General features: G+C 72.9%; 14 protein-coding genes. 13 read left to right on the top strand and 1 reads right to left on the bottom strand.

From position 1 onward, the window contains the following. Positions 1-32: 32 nt before the first annotated feature. Genes ACVDFE_RS27290 through ACVDFE_RS27265 form a run of 6 tightly spaced genes read left to right on the top strand, consistent with a single transcriptional unit; the run spans position 33 to position 10,241 of the window. On the top strand, positions 33-899 hold the full coding sequence (locus ACVDFE_RS27290) for a GNAT family N-acetyltransferase (protein ID WP_458432371.1): 867 nt from the start codon (positions 33-35) through the stop codon (positions 897-899). Then, positions 896-5,977: a MupA/Atu3671 family FMN-dependent luciferase-like monooxygenase gene (locus ACVDFE_RS27285; protein ID WP_458434404.1), complete on the top strand. Its 5,082-nt coding sequence runs from the start codon at positions 896-898 to the stop codon at positions 5,975-5,977. The genes ACVDFE_RS27290 and ACVDFE_RS27285 overlap by 4 nt, the downstream gene beginning before the upstream one ends. Further along, a complete protein-coding gene (locus tag ACVDFE_RS27280) occupies positions 5,970-6,176 on the top strand; it encodes an MbtH family protein (RefSeq protein ID WP_360383660.1) in 207 nt (68 codons plus the stop codon). Before ACVDFE_RS27285 ends, ACVDFE_RS27280 begins: the two co-directional genes overlap by 8 nt. Next, positions 6,176-7,084, top strand: a complete 909-nt coding sequence (gene cysD / locus ACVDFE_RS27275; protein ID WP_360383657.1) for a sulfate adenylyltransferase subunit CysD — start codon at positions 6,176-6,178, stop codon at positions 7,082-7,084. Before ACVDFE_RS27280 ends, cysD begins: the two co-directional genes overlap by 1 nt. Next, positions 7,084-8,886 (top strand): adenylyl-sulfate kinase, encoded by a 1,803-nt coding sequence (gene cysC, locus ACVDFE_RS27270; protein ID WP_458432370.1) that lies wholly within the window; start codon positions 7,084-7,086, stop codon positions 8,884-8,886. Before cysD ends, cysC begins: the two co-directional genes overlap by 1 nt. 20 nt (positions 8,887-8,906) lie before the next feature. Next, on the top strand, positions 8,907-10,241 hold the full coding sequence (locus tag ACVDFE_RS27265) for a M20/M25/M40 family metallo-hydrolase (protein ID WP_458432369.1): 1,335 nt from the start codon (positions 8,907-8,909) through the stop codon (positions 10,239-10,241). A gap of 42 nt (positions 10,242-10,283) precedes the next feature. Here the strand turns inward: ACVDFE_RS27265 and ACVDFE_RS27260 are convergent, their stop codons facing one another. Beyond that, positions 10,284-11,516: an MFS transporter gene (locus ACVDFE_RS27260; RefSeq protein ID WP_360383650.1), complete on the bottom strand. Its 1,233-nt coding sequence runs from the start codon at positions 11,514-11,516 to the stop codon at positions 10,284-10,286. A gap of 88 nt (positions 11,517-11,604) precedes the next feature. Between ACVDFE_RS27260 and ACVDFE_RS27255 the strand changes: the two genes are divergently transcribed. From ACVDFE_RS27255 to ACVDFE_RS27225, 7 genes are all read left to right on the top strand, one after another. Next, the gene (locus ACVDFE_RS27255; protein ID WP_458432368.1) at positions 11,605-14,175 is read left to right on the top strand and encodes a penicillin acylase family protein; all 2,571 of its coding nucleotides are present in this window, start codon (positions 11,605-11,607) and stop codon (positions 14,173-14,175) included. Between the two features lie 55 nt (positions 14,176-14,230). Continuing rightward, positions 14,231-14,656 carry a VOC family protein gene (locus ACVDFE_RS27250; RefSeq protein ID WP_360383646.1) on the top strand — a complete coding sequence of 142 codons (426 nt, stop codon included), beginning with the start codon at positions 14,231-14,233 and terminating at the stop codon, positions 14,654-14,656. A gap of 63 nt (positions 14,657-14,719) precedes the next feature. Continuing rightward, entirely contained in the window at positions 14,720-15,463 is a 744-nt protein-coding gene (locus ACVDFE_RS27245) for a thioesterase II family protein (RefSeq protein ID WP_360383643.1), read from the top strand. 95 nt (positions 15,464-15,558) lie between these two features. Then, complete coding sequence (locus tag ACVDFE_RS27240) at positions 15,559-16,287, top strand: 2OG-Fe dioxygenase family protein (RefSeq protein WP_458432367.1); 729 nt, start codon at positions 15,559-15,561, stop codon at positions 16,285-16,287. Continuing rightward, on the top strand, positions 16,284-16,568 hold the full coding sequence (locus ACVDFE_RS27235; RefSeq protein ID WP_360383638.1) for a hypothetical protein: 285 nt from the start codon (positions 16,284-16,286) through the stop codon (positions 16,566-16,568). The genes ACVDFE_RS27240 and ACVDFE_RS27235 overlap by 4 nt, the downstream gene beginning before the upstream one ends. Beyond that, a complete protein-coding gene (locus ACVDFE_RS27230; RefSeq protein ID WP_458432366.1) occupies positions 16,565-17,110 on the top strand; it encodes a hypothetical protein in 546 nt (181 codons plus the stop codon). The genes ACVDFE_RS27235 and ACVDFE_RS27230 overlap by 4 nt, the downstream gene beginning before the upstream one ends. Next, on the top strand, positions 17,107-18,129 hold the full coding sequence (locus ACVDFE_RS27225; protein WP_458432365.1) for a BtrH N-terminal domain-containing protein: 1,023 nt from the start codon (positions 17,107-17,109) through the stop codon (positions 18,127-18,129). Before ACVDFE_RS27230 ends, ACVDFE_RS27225 begins: the two co-directional genes overlap by 4 nt. The last annotated feature ends 9 nt before the right edge of the window (positions 18,130-18,138 follow it).

Genomic DNA, 18,138 nt, shown 5'->3' with positions numbered 1-18,138 from the left:
GGCGTGCCACTCTGCGGCGGGGGAGGTGCCGTGTGTCCACATCAGACACTCTGACCGTCGCGGAGGCCCTGCGACCGGCCGACCGGCTGGCCGATGAGGTCGCCGCCGTGACCAGGGCCGCCTACCGGGCGGGAGACCTGGTGCCGGGCCTGCCGGTCGCGGACGGCGCCCGGGAGACGGCGGACGACGTGCGCGCCGACCTGGCCGCCGGGTACCACCTGTGGACCGCGACGGCCGGTGGCCGGGTCGTCGGCGCGGTGCGGGCGCACAGCCGGGACTGGTGCGTGCGCCGGCTCGCCGTGTCACCCGAAGCCCGCGGGCTCGGCGTGGGCAGGCGGCTGCTGCGGGCGCTCGAAGCCGGTGCGCGCGCCGAGGGGGCGGCGCGAGTGGTGCTCGACGCCGTGGTCGAACGCGGCAACCCGGCGTTCTACGCCCGCGCGGGCTACCGGACGGTCCACCACTTCCCCGCAGACGACAAGCCGTTGTCCGAAGTGCACATGGAGCTGCTGCTCGGCGAACCGGTGAGGGCGCAGGACTACCCGGAACCCGACCACACGCCCGGAACCGTCCGGTCCTGGTGGTCGGTGGCCGGCGGCACGGTGTGCGTCACGGCGCCGGCGCCCGACGGGATCTCCGTCGAGGTGGACAGGAACCGCCACCTGGGGGTGCTGCGGGGCGCTGACTGGGCCCCGCTCGCCGACGTCGCGCCGGTGCGGCGGAGCTGGTCGGAGCCCGCCGCGGTGATCGGCTCGTTCGCCCAGCCCAGGCTGGACCGGCCGGAGTTCCTGGCCTGGTGGCGGGTAGGGGAATCCCCGGACTGGCCGGGGTGTCCGCCCGCAGGACAGTCTGCCTGGGCAGGGCGGCCGAGCTGTGAGGAGCGCGATGCACGAGAGCACTGAAGAGCGGCTGGGAAACCTCACGGCCCAGCAGCGCGCCGCACTCGTGGCCGAGCCTCCGCGCCCAGCGCGCCGCCGCCCGCGAGGCCGACCGGATTCCCGCCGTCGGACGGGACGAGCCGCTGCCGCTGTCGTTCGCGCAGCAGCGGCTGTGGTTCCTGCACCAGTGGGCGGACGGGAAGCCGATCTACAACACGCCGCTGGCCATGCGCCTGCGCGGCGAGCTCGACGTGCCGCTGCTGCGGAACGCGGTCGCCGAGCTGGTCGCCCGGCACGAGAGCCTGCGCACCCGGTACGTCAACACGCCCGACGGCCCGCGCCAGCTCGTCGGCCCACCCGGAACCGGCCTGTTCACCGCGACGGACCTGCGGGAGTTCGAGGACCGCGAACGCCGGGCGGCCGACCTGCTGGCCGCGGCCGGGCGCCGCCGGTTCGACCTGGAGCGCGACCCGCTGCTGCGTGCCGACCTCGTGCGGCTGGCGGCCGACGACCACCTGCTCGTCCTCGCCCTGCACCACATCGCCACCGACGCGTGGTCCACCGAGATCCTCACCAGGGAGCTGATCGAGCTCTACAGCGCCGCCCGCGCGGGCCGGCCCGCCGTGCTGGCGGAGCTGCCGATCCAGTACGCCGACTTCGCCGCCTGGCAGCACGGCCAGGAGGCCACTGCGCGGCGCGCCGCGTCGCTGGAGTACTGGCGCACGGCCCTGGCGGACCTGGACACCCTGCGGTTCCCGGCCGACCGGTCGCGACCGGCGGCCCCGACCTGGGCGGGCGACACCGTCCACCACGTCCTGCCCGCACGGCTGCACCGCGAGCTGCAAGCCCTGGGCGGCCCCGAACCGACCAGGGTGCTGCCGCTGATGCTCGCCGCGCTGGCGGCGGTGTCCTCCCGGTACACCGGCCAGCACGACATCGTCGCCGGAACCGCGTTCTCCGGTCGCACCAGGCCGGAGCTGGAGCGGCTGATCGGCTACTTCGCGAACACGGTGGTGCTGCGGGTGTCCACCGCGGGCGACCCGAACTTCCGCGAGCTGCTGGCGCGCGCCCAGGAGACCGTCTACTCCGCGCACCCGCACCAGGACATGCCGTTCGACCAGCTGGTCAACGAGCTGCGGCCGGACCGCGACGCGGGCGCCAACCCGCTGTTCCAGGTGGCGTTGCTGCAGGTCGACGAGCACCTCAAGTCCGTGCGGATGGGCGACGTCGAGGTCGAGGGCGTCGCCCTGCACACCGGCACCGCGCGCTTCGACCTCACCCTCAGCGTCGCCGAGCGGTCCGCGGGCGGCGTCGAGCTGGGCCTGGAGTACGCCACCGAGCTGTTCGACCGCGACCGGATGGACCGGTTCCTGCAGCACACCCGCCAGCTCCTGGAGTCCGCGGTCTCCCGCCCGGACGCCCGGCTGTCCGAGCTGGAGCTCCTGCCGCTGTCGGAACGCGTCCGGCTGACCGTGCACTGGAACGACACGAGCGCACCCGTCCCCGCGGGCACCGTGCACGAGGCCTTCGACGCCCAAGCCGAGCGCACCCCGGACGCGACCGCCGTGGTGAGCGGGGAGGACTCGCTGACCTACGCGCAGCTGCGGTGCCGGGCGAACCAGGTCGCGCACCGGCTGCTCGCCGCCGGCGCCGGACCGGGCAGCCTGGTCGGGGTCGCCGTGGGCCGGTCGGTCGACACCACCGCCGCGCTGCTCGGCGTGCTCAAGGCCGGTGCGGCGTACGTGCCGCTGGACCCGAGGTACCCGGCCGCCCGGCTCGGGTTCGTCCTCCAGGACGCGGCCCCCGTCGCCGTCCTCGTCGACGAGCAGAGCAAGACCGCGATGTCCGAGCACGGCGTCCCGCTGGTCGACGTGGCCGAGGTCAGCGGCGAACCCGACACGGCGCCGGAGACCGCGGTGGCGCCGGAGATGCTGGCGTACGTCTGCTACACCTCGGGCTCGACCGGTCAGCCCAAGGGCGTGATGGTCGACCACCGCGAGGTCATGACCCTGTACGGGGAGCTGGACCGGCGGCTGGGCACCCGCGATCCGGGCGTGTGGCTCGCGGTCAGCAGCATCTCGTTCGACATCTCCGTGGTCGAGCTGCTGTGGACGCTGGCCAGGGGCTACACCGTCGTGGTCGCCGAGGCGAACACCGACACCATGCTGGGCGGGCGCACCGCGCGGCCCACGCGCAAACTCGACTTCGGCCTGTTCTACTTCGCGAGCGACGACTCCAGCACGCCCGGCAGCGAGCGCTACCGGCTGCTGCTGGAAGGCGCGAAGTACGCGGACCGCAACGGGTTCAGCTCGGTCTGGACGCCCGAACGGCACTTCCACGCCTTCGGCGGGCTCTACCCGGCACCGTCGGTCATGGCGGCGGCGCTGGCCGTGGCGACCGACCGGATCTCGATCCGCGCGGGCAGCGTGGTGCTGCCGCTGCACAACCCGGTGCGGGTGGCCGAGGAGTGGTCCGTCGTCGACAACCTGTCCGACGGCCGCGTGGGCATCTCGGTGGCGTCCGGCTGGCACCGCAACGACTTCGTGTTCGCGCCGGAGAACTACGGCGAACGCAAGAAGATCATGCTCGACGGCGTCGAGACCGTGCGGTCGCTGTGGCGCGGGGAGAGCGTGCGCATGCCCGCCGGCGAGGGTGCCGAGGTCGACGTCCGCATCCGGCCCGCGCCCGTGCAGGCCGAGCTGCCGATGTGGCTGAGCGCCGCGGGCAGCCCGGAGACGTTCCGCGCGGCGGGGCACGCCGGACTCGGCCTGCTCACCCACATGCTCGGCCAGGACCTCGACGCGCTCGCCGGGAAGATCGCCGTCTACCGCGAAGCCTGGCGGGAACGCCACGGCACCGACGGCGGGCACGTGGCGCTGATGCTGCACACGTTCATCGACCCGGACCGAGACCGCGCGCTGGACGTGGCCCGCGGCCCGTTCACCCGGTACCTGAGCACCTCGCTGGACCTGCTGCGCGGTCTGGCCAAGCAGATGGGGCTGGAGTTCGACACGCTCAGCGAGGACGACCGGCTGGCGTTGCTGGAGCACGCCGCCGACCGGTACATGGAGTCCGGTGGCCTGTTCGGCACCCCGGAGGAGTGCGTGCGGTTCGCCGAGCGGCTCGCGGAGCTGGGCGTCGACGAGATCGCGTGCCTGGTCGACTTCGGCATCGCGACCGACGACGTCCTCGCGGCCCTGCCGCACGTCGACACCGTCCGCCGCGCCTTCACCGGTGCCCGGCGCGACGACAGCCTCGCCTCGCTGATCCGCGCGCACGACGTGACCCACCTGCAGTGCACGCCGACGCTGGCGGGGCTGCTCGCCGGTGCGCAGGACGCGGCCGAGGCCCTGGCGTCGCTGAAGGTGCTGTTCGTCGGCGGTGAGGCGCTGACCGCCGACCTGGCCCGCAGGCTGCGCGAGATCACCCCCGCCGAGCTGCACAACATGTACGGTCCGACGGAGACGACCGTGTGGTCGACCGCGGACCGCGTCGTCGACGAGGTGACCATCGGGACGCCGCTGGCGAACGAGGCCGCCTACGTGCTGGACCACCGGTTGCAGCCGCAGCCCATCGGCGTGGCGGGGGAGCTGTTCCTCGGCGGCGACGGCGTCACGGCCGGGTACCACCGCAGGCCCGGCCTCACCGCCGAGCGGTTCGTCCCCGACCCCTTCGCCGGGGGCGGCCGGCGCCTCTACCGCACGGGTGACCTGGCCCGCCGCCGTGCCGACGGCAAGCTGGAGTTCCTCGGCCGGGCCGACGACCAGGTCAAGATCCGCGGCCACCGGCTGGAGCTCGGCGAGGTCGAGGCCGCGCTGCTCGACCACCCCGCGGTCCGCTCGGCCGCCGTCGCCGTCAGGGGCGAGGCAGGACGCCAGTACCTCGCGGCCTACCTGGTGCCCGAGAACGGCACGCGGCCGGCGGACGCCCAGGTGCGGCGCCACCTGAGGGACCTGCTGCCCGAGCACATGGTCCCGGCCCGGTTCACCTGGCTCGACGCGTTCCCCCTGACGCCCAACGGGAAGGTCGACCGCAAGCGGCTGCCCGACCCCGGCGCGGCCGGACCGGACGTGACCTACGAGCCGCCCGCCACCGCGACGGAGCGGGTGCTCGCCGAGATCTGGCAGGAGGTGCTCGGCGGGGGACCGGTCGGTGTCCTGACGGGCTTCTTCGACCTCGGCGGCAACTCGATCTCCGTGGTGCTGGTGGTGGACAAGGCGAACCGGCGCGGCGTGCCGATCACCGCGCGCCAGCTGTTCCAGCACCAGACCGTCCGCGAGCTCGCCGGCGTCGCCGCGGGCACCGCCGAGGACGGTGGCGCGATCGTGCCCCTGAACGAGTCCGGCACCCGCAGGCCGTTGATCTGCCTGCACGCGAGCACCGGGTCGTCCCTGCCGTACGTGCCGGTGAGCAAGCACCTGGGCGACCGGCCGTGCTACGCGATCGAGCTGCCCGAGGGCGCCTCGCCCGACGTGGCGGAGCTGGCCCGCGGCTACGCGTCGGCGATCCGGCAGCGGTGGCCGGAGGGCCCGTACCACCTCGTCGGCTGGTCGCTGGGCGGCAGCCTCGCGGTGGCCGTGGCGGCCGAGCTCGGCGACGTCGGACTGCTGGCCCTGCTCGACACGGTCGCCCCCGCGGACACCGGTGTCGCCGTCCCGCTGCCGTTCGCGGTCGACGGGTTCGTGCGCAGCGTGGCGGCGGCCTCGGGCGCCGAGGTGACCCTGGACGTCGCCGAGCTCAGCGCACTCGAACCCGATGCCCAGTACGCCAAGGCGTTGGACGCCCTGGCGGAGGCCGGGTTGTTGCCGGACGGGCAGCGCGCCGAGATGCTGGCCAGGGCGAAGACCTTCACCGACCTGACCACGGCCGTGTCGGTGTGGCGGCCGGAACGCCACCGCGGCGTCGTGGACCTCCTGGTGCCGCACGGCTCCGGCACCACCGCGGCGGGCTGGGAGTCCGTTGTGGACGGCGAGGTCCGGACCACGGCCGTGCGGGGCGACCACTTCAGCATGATGCAGACCGCTCACGCCGCCGAGCTGGCGGCGGTCCTGCGGTCGCTGGCTGACCAGCGGGAAACCGAGATGGAGGATGGACATGCGTGACGAGGACGAGGACGGCACCCGCTTCACCGTGGTGGTCAACCACGAGGAGCAGTACTCGATCTGGCCGACGTACCGCGAGGTGCCGTCCGGGTGGCGCGAGGTCGGCGTCACCGGCACCAAGAGCGAGTGCCTCGCGCACGTCGAGACCGTCTGGACGGACATGCGGCCGCTGAGCCTGCGCCGCGCGATGGGGGTGTAGTGGCCGTCGCGGAGGACTACGTGCTGTCGCACCTGGACGCGGTCGAGGCCGAGGCGGTGCACGTGCTGCGCGAGGTGGTCGCGACCGTCGAGCGGCCTGCGCTGCTGTTCTCCGGCGGCAAGGACTCCATGGTGATGCTGCACGTGGCGGTCAAGGCGTTCTGGCCGGCGCCGCCACCGTTCCCCCTGGTCCACATCGACACCGGGCACAACTTCGACGAGGTGGTCGAGTTCCGCGACGAGGTGGTGCGCCGGACCGGCGTGCGGCTGGTGGTGGGCCGCGTGCAGGACGACATCGACGCGGGCCGGGTGGTGGAGGGCTCCGGCGGGCGCAACCGCCTGCAGACCACGACCCTGCTGCGGACCACCGCCGAACACCGGTTCGGCGCGTTGTTCGGCGGTGCCCGCCGTGACGAGGAGAAGGCCCGCGCCAAGGAACGCGTCTTCAGCCTGCGCGACGACCACGGCCAGTGGGACCCCCGCAACCAGCGGCCCGAGCTGTGGAACCTCTACAACGCCCGCCACCGCAGGGGCGAGCACCTGCGGGTGTTCCCGCTGTCGAACTGGACCGAGCTCGACATCTGGTCCTACATCGCCCGCGAGGGCATCGACCTGCCGTCGCTGTACTACTCCCACCGCCGCGAGGTGGTCGAACGCGACGGGATGCTGCTGGCGCACACCCGGTTCCTGCGGCTGGAGGCGGGGGAGCGGCCGTACGAGGCCACGGTCCGGTTCCGCACGGTCGGCGACGCCACCTGCACCGGCTGCGTGGAGTCCACAGCGGACACACCGGCCGCGGTGGTCGCGGAGACCGAGGTCACCCGCGTGACCGAACGCGGCGCGACCCGCGCCGACGACCGGATCTCCGAAGCCGGCATGGAGGATCGCAAACGGGAGGGGTACTTCTGATGGACCCCCAGCTGTTGCGCCTGGCCACGGCAGGCAGCGTGGACGACGGCAAGTCGACCCTCATCGGGCGGCTGCTCTACGACGTGAAGGCGATCTTCACCGACCAGCTGGCGTCGATCGAGCGCGCCAGCGAGGCCCGCGGCATGGCGATGGACCTGGCACTGCTCACCGACGGCCTGCGCGCCGAACGCGAGCAGGGCATCACCATCGACGTCGCCTACCGGCACTTCGCCACGCCCCGGCGCCGGTTCATCATCGCCGACACCCCGGGTCACCTGCAGTACACCCGCAACATGGTCACGGGCGCGTCCACGGCGGACCTCGCGCTGGTCCTGGTGGACGCCCGCAAGGGGCTGCTGGACCAGTCCCGCAGGCACGCGTTCGTCGCGAGCCTGCTGGGCATCCCGCACCTGGTCGTGTGCGTGAACAAGATGGACCTGGTGGACTTCTCCGCCGCCCGGTTCGCCGAGATCCGCGCGGAGTTCGAGCAGTTCGCGTCCCGGCTCGACGTCGCGGACGTCACGTTCATCCCGGTCTCGGCGCTGCACGGCGACAACGTGGTGCAGCGGAGCACGCAGATGCCCTGGTACGAGGGCACCCCGCTGCTGCACCACCTGGAGAACGTGCACATCGCGTCCGACCGCAACCTCGTCGACGCCCGGCTGCCCGTGCAGTACGTGGTGCGCCACGGCGACTTCCGCGGTTACGCGGGCACCGTCGGCGGCGGCACGTTCCGCGAGGGTGACGAGGTCGTCGTGCTGCCCTCCGGCGTGACCTCGACGATCTCGGCCATCCACCGGCCCGGCGGTGGAGCGCTGCCGTACGCGTTCGCGCCCCAGGCGGTCACCGTGCGGCTGGCCGACGACGTGGACGTGCGGCGCGGCGACATGATCTGCAAGCCCGGCAACCGGCCCGAGGTCGGCAGGGACGTCGAGGCCATGGTCTGCTGGCTCGGCGACCGGTCCGCGCTCTCACCCGGTTCGCGGCTGCTCGTCCAGCACACCACGCAGGAGGTCCGCGCCACGGTGCAGGCCCTGCGCTACCGGCTCGACATCACCACCCTGCACCGCGACGAGTCCGCGGAGTCGTTGTCGCTCAACGAGATCGGCCGCGTCACGCTGCACACGCACGCCCCGCTGGCCTACGACGTGTACCGGCGCAACCGGGCGACCGGCAGCTTCGTGCTCATCGACGAGGCCACCAACGACACCGTCGGCGCCGGCATGGTCCTGCGGCCCGCCGCACCCACCGTCGTCTGGCACCGCACCGACGTGGCCCGCACGACGCCGGGGTGCACGGTGTGGCTGACCGGTCTGTCGGCCGCGGGCAAGTCCACGATCGCCGCGGAGGTCGAACGCCTGCTGGTCGCGGCCGGCCGGCCCGCCTACCTGCTCGACGGCGACAACCTGCGCCACGGCCTGAACTCGGACCTGGGCTTCAGCGCGCAGGACCGCGCGGAGAACGTCCGCCGGGTCGGCGAGGTCGCCCGGTTGTTCGCCGACGCGGGCGTGGTCGCGATCGTCGCGCTGATCAGCCCGTACCGGGCCGACCGCGACCAGGTGCGGTCCCGGCACGCCGACACCGGGCTGGCGTTCCAGGAGGTGCACGTCGACACCCCCGTCGAGGTGTGCGAGTCCCGCGACCCCAAGGGCATGTACGCGCGCGCTCGCCGTGGCGAGATCACGGGGTTCACCGGCGTGGACGACCCGTACGAACCGCCGGAGCACCCCGAGCTGGTGCTGCGGCCCGACGACGGCGACGTCCAGGAACTGGCCGCACGCGTGGTCGCCCTGCTCACCTGACGAAGAAGGACGGACCTCCCATGTCGTTCGCCGACGAACCGGTGCCGCTGCTGCGGGACCTGATCAGGATCGACACCACCAACCCGCCCGGCAGGGAGACCGCCGTCGTCGACCACCTGCGGCGGCTGCTCGCCGGCGTGGACGTGGACCTGAAGGTGCTCGGCCCGGACCCGGAGCGGCTGAACCTCGTCGCGCGGTTCCCCGGCCGCGGCGAGGCACCGCCGTTGCTGCTGCACGCGCACTCCGACGTCGTGCCGGTGGACGGCCAGCAGTGGACGCACCCGCCGTTCGAGGCGCGGATCGTCGACGGGCACGTCTGGGGCCGGGGCGCGATCGACATGAAGGGCGGCCTGGCGATGATGCTGTCCGCCCTGTCCCGCCTGGCGGCCGCGGGCGAGCGCCCCGCCGGTGACGTCCTGCTGGCCGTGGTGGCCGACGAGGAGGCGGGCAGCGCGGTCGGCGCCCGCTACCTCGTCAACGAGCACCCGGAGCTGTTCGACGGCGTGGAGTACGCGATCGGCGAGGAGGGCGGTGCCGGCATCGACCTCCCCGGCCACCGGTTCCACCCGATCGTGGTGGCCGAGAAGCGGGCCTGCTGGCTGCGCCTGACGTTGCGCGGTCCGGGCGGGCACGGTTCCCGGCTGGCACCGCCGGACTCGCCGATGGCACGCCTGGGCCGGCTGCTCGCCACGCTGACCGGGACCCGGATGCCGCGGCACCAGACCTCGGCCGCGGACCGCATGCTGGAGGTGCTCGCGGGCGCGCTGCCGTCACCGCTGTCGGAGCAGGTGGCCCGGTACCGCGCGGACCAGACCGGCGACCCCCGCCCGGAGGGCCTGCCGTTGCGGGAGGCGCTGCGGCTGGACTCGGTGCTGCGGCACACCGCGAACCCCACGATCGTCCGCACGACCGAGAAGATCAACGTCGTGCCCAGCGAGATCACCGTCGACCTGGACGGCCGGATCCTGCCCGGCAACTTCACCGTCGAGGACTTCGTCGGTGAGCTGCGCGAGCTCGCCGGCGAGGACTTCGAGCACGAGCTGCTGCTGGAGGGTTCGATGGTCCGGCCGGAACGGATCCGGCAACCCGAGTTCGGCGGCTTCTACGACACGATGGCCGAGATCCTCGCCAAGGCCGACCCGGACGCCGTGCCGTTGCCCATGGTCTCGCCGGCCTCGACCGACGCCCGCCTGTTCGCCCAGCTCGGCATCCGCTGCTACGGCTGGCTCCCGTTGCGGCTCCCGGCGGGCACCGACTACCGCGGCCTGCTGCACACGGTCGACGAACGCGTTCCCGTGGACGCACTGGAGTTCGGCACGACCTGCCTCACCGAGCTGCTGCGCTCCTACCGCTGACCGTGACGTGGGGGCGGCCCGGCGTGCCGGGCCGCCCCCACGTCAGTCCAGGTGGCGGATCGTGCGGATCGGGCGGCTGGCCGCGGGGATGGCGGACAACAGCAGCAGGATCGGCGCGATGACCAGAGTGGTGCGCGCGCCAACCCCGTCGACCAGGAAACCCGCGACCACCGAACCCAGCGACAGCATGCCGAACGCGAACAGCCGGTAGCTGGCGTTCATCCGCGCGAGCAGCTCGGGCGGCGTGGTCTTCTGCCGCACGGTCAACGCGACCACGGTCCCGCCCGCGGCACCGGCCGAGCCGAGGAAGTAGGCCAGGCCGCACAGCACCGAGTCCAGACGGCCACCGTCGGCCAGCGGCAGCAGGAAGTACGACGACGTGGAGAACACGAGCACGACCAGCATCGAACGCCCGTAGCCGAGCCGCCTGATCAACGCGGGCGTGGTCAGCGCGCCGCAGATGCCGCCGAGCCCGCCGCACAGCATGATCAGCCCGTACGCGGCGGAGCTGTGCCCGAGCTCGCGCACGAAGTAGATCAGGAACGCCACGGTCGTCATCGCGGTGGCGGCGTTGTAGATCCCGGCGTGGACGGCGAACGCCCGGACCGGCGGGTTGTGCAGCACCGCGCGGAGCCCTTCGGCCACCTCACGCCGGAGGTTGCGCGGGGACGGCGGCGGGACCTGCTCGCGGTGGCGGATCAGCAGCAACGCGTTCGCCGAGGTCAGGTACGACAACGCGTCGAACACGAGGGTCGCTGCCGGGCCGAACAGGGCGCTGAGCCAGCCCGCCAGACCGGGTCCGCCGGTCGCACCGGCGGCCTGGCCTGCCAGGACCCTGCTGTTGGCCGACGCGAGCGCACCGCCCTGCACGAGCAGGGGCAGGTAGCTGGTCGCCGCGATGTCGTAGAGCACCGTCATCGTGCCGCCGACCACCGCGATCACGTACAGCAGCGGCAGCGTCAGCAGGCCGAGCAGGGCCAGCACCGGCACGGACAGCACGACCACGAACCGGACGAGGTCCGCGGCGATCATGACCGGCCGCTTCGCCCGCCGTTCCAGCCACACCCCCGCCAGCAGCGGCAGCAGGAAGAACGGGCACAGGTACAGGCCCTGCAACAGGCCGACCTGCGTGCCCGATCCGTCCAGGGTGGTCACGACGAGCAGCGGCAGCACGAACTCGGTGATCCGGGAACCGAACTGGGAGACCACGTCACCGGCCCAGAACCGCCGGAAGTCGCGGCCGGGTCCGGTGCGCACGGCGGTGTCGGTAGCCACGCCGCGAGCCTTCCACCCGCGCGGACACCGGTTAAGTCAGGAGAACCCCTCACTTTGCCCCGCACGCGGGCGCGGCGATGCTCCACGGGTGGTAGATGTGGCGAGCACCCCGGACACCGCGGCCGAGACCGTCCCGCCGGCGCGACCGAGATCGACGTGGCTGCGACGGCTGCGGATCACCGCCTGGTGCCTCGTGGTGGTCCTGGTCGTGGTGGCGTCCGCGGCGGGCCTCTTCGTCACCTGGACCGTGCGGAACTCGTTCCCGACGACGGACGGCGAGCTGGCCGTGCCCGGTCTGCGCGCACCGGTCGAGGTGCTGCGCGACCAGTACGGCGTGCCGCAGGTCTACGCGGACAACCCCCACGACCTGTTCCTCGCGCAGGGCTACACGCACGCGCAGGACCGGTTCTGGGAGATGGACGTCCGCCGCCACATCACCGCGGGGCGGCTCTCCGAGCTGTTCGGCGCCGACCAGGTGACCGTGGACGCGACCGTGCGGACGATGGGCTGGCGCCGGGTCGCCGAGCAGGAGTACGGCATGCTCTCGGCGAGCACGCGCGAGCACCTGCAGGCCTACGCCGACGGCGTGAACGCCTACCTCGCCGAGCACTCCGGGTCCGAGCTGAGCGTGGAGTACGCGGTCCTCGGGGTGATCACGCCGGGGTACGTGCCGGAGCAGTGGACCCCGGTGGACTCGGTGGCCTGGCTCAAGGCCATGGCCTGGGACCTCAGCGGCACGGTCACCTATCAGACCAGGCGCGCGATGCTGTCCGCGAGCCTGCCGGCGGACACCGTGGCGCGGCTGTTCCCCGAGTACGACTACAGCCGTTGGGAACCCAGCGTGCCCGCCGCCTCCGACGCGACCGTGCCGCAGAGTGCCGGACGTGCCGAGAAGGCGGCCTTCACGGCGGCACTGGACAACGCGGCCGACGCCGCGAGCTCGCTCGACGGCGTCCTCGGGCCGCGCGGCCAGGGCATCGGGTCCAACGCCTGGGTGGTGTCGGGCAAGCTCACCAAGTCCGGCAAACCGCTGCTGGCCAACGACCCCCACCTCGGACCGGCGATGCCGAGCATCTGGTACCAGATGGGCCTGCACTGCCGTTCGGTCGGTCAGGAGTGCCCGTTCGACGTCAGCGGCTTCACGTTCTCCGGCATGCCCGGTGTGGTCATCGGCCACAACCGGGACGTCTCGTGGGGCCTGACGAACCTCGACCCCGCGGTCACGGACCTGTACCTGGAACGCGTCACCGGCTCGACCTACGAGTACGACGGCGTGCAGAAGCCCCTGGAGACCAGGCAGGAGGTCATCAAGGTCGCGGGGGCCCAACCCCGGACGATCACGGTCCGGTCCACCGGGCACGGCCCGCTGCTGTCCGACGTGGTGGACCGGCTGAAGAACGCCGGCGCGCAGGGCAGGGTGCCCGGCGTCGAGGCCGGTGAGCACGCCGTCGCGATCAAGTGGACCGCGCTGCAACCGGCCAGGACCCTGGACGCGGTGTTCCAGCTGGCGCTCGCCCGCGACTGGACCTCGTTCCGCGAGGCCGCGTCGCTGTTCGCGGCACCGGCGCAGAACATGCTCTACGCCGACCGTGAGGGCCACATCGGCTACCAGGTGCCCGGGCTCATCCCGGTTCGCAAGCAGGGCGACGGGCGGTTCCCGGTGCCCGGCTGGACCAGCGCCACCGAGTGGGCCGGGTACCTGCCGTTCGAGCAGCTGCCCAGCGCGCTCGACCCCGCGGGCGGGTACTTCGTGAACGCCAACAACGCCGTGACCGACCCGTCCTACCCGCACCTGATCACCAAGGACTGGGGTGACGGCAACCGCAGCCAGCGGATCACCGACCTGATCAAGCAGGGCGGCAAGCTGGACGCGGCCGCGATGCAGCGGATCCAGCTCGACACCCGCAACGCCAATGCCGCGAACCTGACCCCGCACCTGTTGCGGGTGCCCGTCGAGGGTGACACGGCGAAGGCGCGGGACCTGTTGCGCGGCTGGGACTTCACCCAGCCCGCCGACTCCGCCGCGGCCGCCTACTTCAACGCCGTCTGGCGCAACCTGCTGCAGCTGATGTTCGTGGACAAGCTCACCAACGGCGCGCCCAAGGTCGACGTGGACGGCGGCGGCCAGTGGTTCGAGGTCGTCCGCGACCTGCTGAACCGCCCCGACGACGACTTCTGGCACAACACCAAGCGCGCCCTCACCGGCCGGGACGCCGTGCTGCGCGCGGCCATGGACGACGCGAACGCCGAGCTGCGCGACCGGCTCGGCGCCGACCCGGCCGCGTGGAGGTGGGGCGACCTGCACCAGCTGACGGTGCGCAACCAGACGCTGGGCACCGGCCCCGCGCCGGTCCAGTGGCTGCTCAACCGCGAACCGGGCGGTGTCGCGGGCGGACCCGCCACCGTGAACGCGACCGGCTGGAACGCGAAGAAGACCTACCAGGTGAACTGGGTGCCGTCCATGCGGATGGTCGTGGACTGGGCCGACCTGGACGCCTCCCGGTGGGTCAACCTCACCGGCGCCTCCGGCCACGCGTTCGACGACCACTACGACGACCAGCTGCCGCTGTGGCAGCGCGGGGAGACCACCGCGTGGCCGTTCAGCCGCGACGCCGTGACGGCGGCGGCACGGCAGCACCTCACCCTGAAGCCGGCCTGAGCCCTGTGGGACAGTGTTCGAGCTCAAAGGACATCGACGGACAAGGGCGTTGTACATGACGAGCAGGCTGGAATGGACGACGATCGACAGCGTGGACCCGCGGCGGCTGGCCGAGTTCTGGTGCGGCGTCCTGGGTTACGTCGTCTACGAGGACAAGAACGGCACCGTGGTCGAGATCGGCCCCGACCCCGAGGCGCCGGACGCGGAACGGCTCGCTGACCTGCGCCGCGCGCCCGCCGTGCCGAGCATGTCCTTCGTCCAGGTGCCCGAGGGCAAGGACGGCGGCAAGAACAGGGTGCACTTCGAGATCACCCCGATCGACAGCGACCAGCGGACCGAGCTGGACCGGCTGCTCGCGCTCGGTGCGTCCACTGTGGACGTCGGGCAGGGCGACGGCCGCTCCTGGGTCGTGCTGGCCGACCCGGAGGGCAACGAGTTCTGCCTGGCCCGCAGCCTCGCGCCGGGGGAGTTCGACCTGTAGCACCGGGCCTGTCGGGAACGTCACCGACTTGTCCGGACATCCGGACCGGATGAACCTCGACACGTGACGGAATGGCTGCAGCGCTTCTCGCCACCTGGGCGGGCAAAGGCGAGGTTGGTGTGCTTACCGCCCGGTGGCGGGTCCGCTCAGCTCTACCACCGGTGGCCCGCGGTCCTGGGCCCCGAGGTCGAGGTCGTCGCGGTGGAGCTGCCCGGCCGCGGCGCGCGGAGCCTGCAGCCACCGCTGACGGACATGGGCGCCCTGGTACCGGTCCTGGTCGCCGAGCTCGGGCGGCTCGACGACCTGCCGCTGGTGGTGTTCGGCCACAGCATGGGCGGCATCGTCGGCTGGGAGCTCTGCCGCAGGCTGCCGCGGGAACCGCGGGGCCTGGTCGTGGCAGCGGCCGCGGCGCCGACCCGCCTGCGTTCACCGCGGTGGTACAGCGAGACCACGGATGAGGGCCTGCACGAGCTGATCACCCGCTCCGAGGGCCTTCCGGCGCAGACCGCGCTCGACCCGCTGTTCCTCGAGTACTTCCTGCCGATGCTGCGCGCGGACCTCACGCTGGTCAACACCTTCGAACCGGAACCGCTGCCACCGCTGCGCTGCCCGCTGCGGGTGTACCGCGGCGCGGCGGACCCGCTGGTGGGCGACGACGAAGCGGACGCGTGGCTGGCGGAGACCGAGGGCGACGCGCGCGTCCACACCTTCGACGGCGGCCACTTCTTCCCCCGCGACCTCCCCGACGTGGTGCTCGCCCAGCTGCGCGCCGACGTGCTGGCTGCCGTGGAGGTGCCGTCGCTGTGACGTCCCCAGCGCCGCCGGCGGCAGCGAGGTACCCGGCAGCACCGTCCGACGAGTCCCACCGCGCCCGCATCCGGGTCGACCACTGAGGAGGGCCAGTGCCCGAGAACGTTCGCACAACCGGGCCGGCCACGGCGGAGCTCGTCGCGGGCCTGGCCGCCGAGGGCTTCGTCCGCCTGTCCGGCACGGACTTCCCGGTCGACACCGGCGGCGCCGAGTTCGCCGAGTTCCGCGCCGGCTGGGAGGACCTGATCCGGGACGACGCGCTGGTCGACGGCGGCAGCTACCGGTACCGCCGGTACGGCCGGCTCGCGGCAGTGCCGGTGGGCGAGGGCTTCGAGCTGACCCCGTTGCCGCACCGGGCGTTCCGCCAGGACAGCATCCCGATGTGGCGGTCGAACGAGCGCCTGTTCGCCCCGATCGAGCCCGCTTTCCTCACCAACCCGTGCCTGCACGACCTGATCTCGACCGACCTCGCCCTCGCGGCACTGGTCCGGTCCTGTCCGGAGTGGACGGTGGGCCTGCACATGATCCGGATCGTGGCCGTGCCGGGTGAACCCGGCCTGCCCACGCCGGAGGGACGGCACCGCGACGGGCACTCGTTCGTCGGCATGCACCTGGTGCGCAGGGAGAACAGTGCGGGCGGGGAGTCGACGATCTACCGGGACGGCCTGCCGGAGGTCCGCTTCACCCTGCGCGACCCGCTGGAGTCGGTGCTGGTCGACGACACGGCCATCTGGCACGAGGCGTCGCCGATCTCGATCCTCGACCCGGCCGGTGGGCGCACCGTGCGGGACATGCTCCTCGTCGACGTGAACCCGGCATGACCGCCGCACAGCTCACGTTCAGCCCGTGCGACCTGCCGCTCGACGGCAGGCTGGTCGAGGTCGGACCCGGCCGGTACGACTGGGTGCACCTCCACCTGTCGGCACCGGTCGGGGAGGCCGCGGTGTGGCTGCACTACCGCGACGCCGTCGACCCCGAGTTCCTGCGCTCGCTGCCCGGCACGCCGGTCGCCCGCATCGGGGTGCCCCGGCGCGCCGAGCTGCTCGCCGTGGAACTGCCGGTGCTGCCGGGCGTCCGCCTGCTGGGGACGGCCCTGTCATGATGCGACCGCTTTCCCTTGCACCGCACCTGAACAACACCGGGCTGACCGGCGAGGACAGGCTCGACGGCGGCGGCTTCAACATCTGGGGCAACACCTTCCCCGCGGCCGAGCTCCCACCCGCCGGTGGCACGGCGGTGGTCGGCGAGGTGCCGTTCCTGTTCCCGGTCGCGGGTGCGGACAACGTCCGCTGCCGCGGCCAGCGCGTCGACGTCCCCGCCGGCGACTGGGACTGGGTGCACGTGCTCGGTGCCGCGGAACGCCGGACCGAGGACCTCGTCGAGGTCCACTACGCGGACGGCTCGGTGCGCGGCCAGTGGCTGCGGATGTCGGACTTCTGGCCGCAGACCGAACCCCGCTTCGGCGAGGTGCTCGCGTTCCGCTGCCGGCACATGCACTACCCCCGGCACGTGCAGCGCACGACGTCGCCCGCCATCTGGGCCCAGCGCGTCCCGCTGACGGTCCCGTCGGGCGTCGTCGCGCTCGTCCTGCCGGACAACCCCGCGTTGCACGTCTTCGCCCTCACCCTGCAGGCGGTCGGATGAAAGCCTCGTTGCCGGGCATCGCGCACTGGCGCCACGACCTCGGTCATTGCCTGCACGCCACCGCGGGCGTGCTGCTGGGCTTCCACGGCGCGGACCCGCTGGACCTGCTGGGCGCGGCCTGGGGGTTCGACTACACCGCGGGTGACATGCGCCGCGAGGAGTACTACTTCCCCTGCGGGCAGCGGTCGTTGTTCGCGAGCCTCGCGCCGTTCCACGACGTGACGTCCACCTGGCACGCACCGTCCTCGCCCGAGCAGGGCTGGGACGAGGTGCGGGCCAGGGTGCTGGCGGGCACACCGGTCGCGGTGGCCGCGGACAACTACTTCCTCCCGTTCCGCCCGGCCTACCAGGACGTCCACACCAACCACCTGCTCGTGGTGCACGGCTTCGACGAGGAGCGCGGCACGGTGTCGGTGTGCGACCCGGTGCCGCCCAGGTTCCTGGGGGAGATCCGGATCGAGGAGCTGACCGCGGCACGTGACTCGGCCAACCCGGTCCGGCACAGCCGCGACATGTTCTTCACCGCCAACCCGATCGGCAACCGCTGGCTGGACGTGACCGTCAGCGGCCACACCGGTCCCGCGTCCCGCGAGCGCCTCCGCGAGATCATGACGGCGAACCTGGAGGGCCTGCGAGGCGTGGACGACGGGTCGTCGGACCACCGCGGTCTGCCCGGCCAGGAACGCTTCCTGCGCGAGGCGGCCGCACGTCTGTCCGGCGGTGACGCGTCCGTCGTGGACGAGGTGTTCGTCGTGGCCGGTGTCGCCCTCGCGGTGACCGGCCTGCACGGCGACTACCTCGCCGCGGCCGGCCGCCGGCTCGGTGAGCGACCGCTGCTCACGCTCGCCCGCGAGGTCGACCGGATCGCCCACCACTGGTCCGCCGTCCGGATCATGGTCGCCACCGGCCGCGACGACCCGGCCACCGCGGGCAGGGCGCTGGCCGGGCGGACGACCGCGCTGCTGGCGGACCAACTGGCCACAGTGGACCGGATGGCCGCCGTCGCCGCGGCGCTCTGACCCCGGCAG

Source organism: Lentzea chajnantorensis (assembly GCF_054300775.1).
Note: the sequence above shows the minus strand (reverse complement) of the source record. Positions and strands in the feature narration are given on the sequence as shown.

Coding starts and splice junctions, on each gene's coding strand:
- ACVDFE_RS27265 (WP_458432369.1), top strand. CDS start 8,907: ATGTCGTTCGCCGACGAACCGGTGCCGCTGCTGCGGGACCTGATCAGG.
- ACVDFE_RS27250 (WP_360383646.1), top strand. CDS start 14,231: ATGACGAGCAGGCTGGAATGGACGACGATCGACAGCGTGGACCCGCGG.
- cysC (WP_458432370.1), top strand. CDS start 7,084: ATGGACCCCCAGCTGTTGCGCCTGGCCACGGCAGGCAGCGTGGACGAC.
- ACVDFE_RS27235 (WP_360383638.1), top strand. CDS start 16,284: ATGACCGCCGCACAGCTCACGTTCAGCCCGTGCGACCTGCCGCTCGAC.
- ACVDFE_RS27225 (WP_458432365.1), top strand. CDS start 17,107: ATGAAAGCCTCGTTGCCGGGCATCGCGCACTGGCGCCACGACCTCGGT.
- ACVDFE_RS27230 (WP_458432366.1), top strand. CDS start 16,565: ATGATGCGACCGCTTTCCCTTGCACCGCACCTGAACAACACCGGGCTG.
- ACVDFE_RS27280 (WP_360383660.1), top strand. CDS start 5,970: ATGCGTGACGAGGACGAGGACGGCACCCGCTTCACCGTGGTGGTCAAC.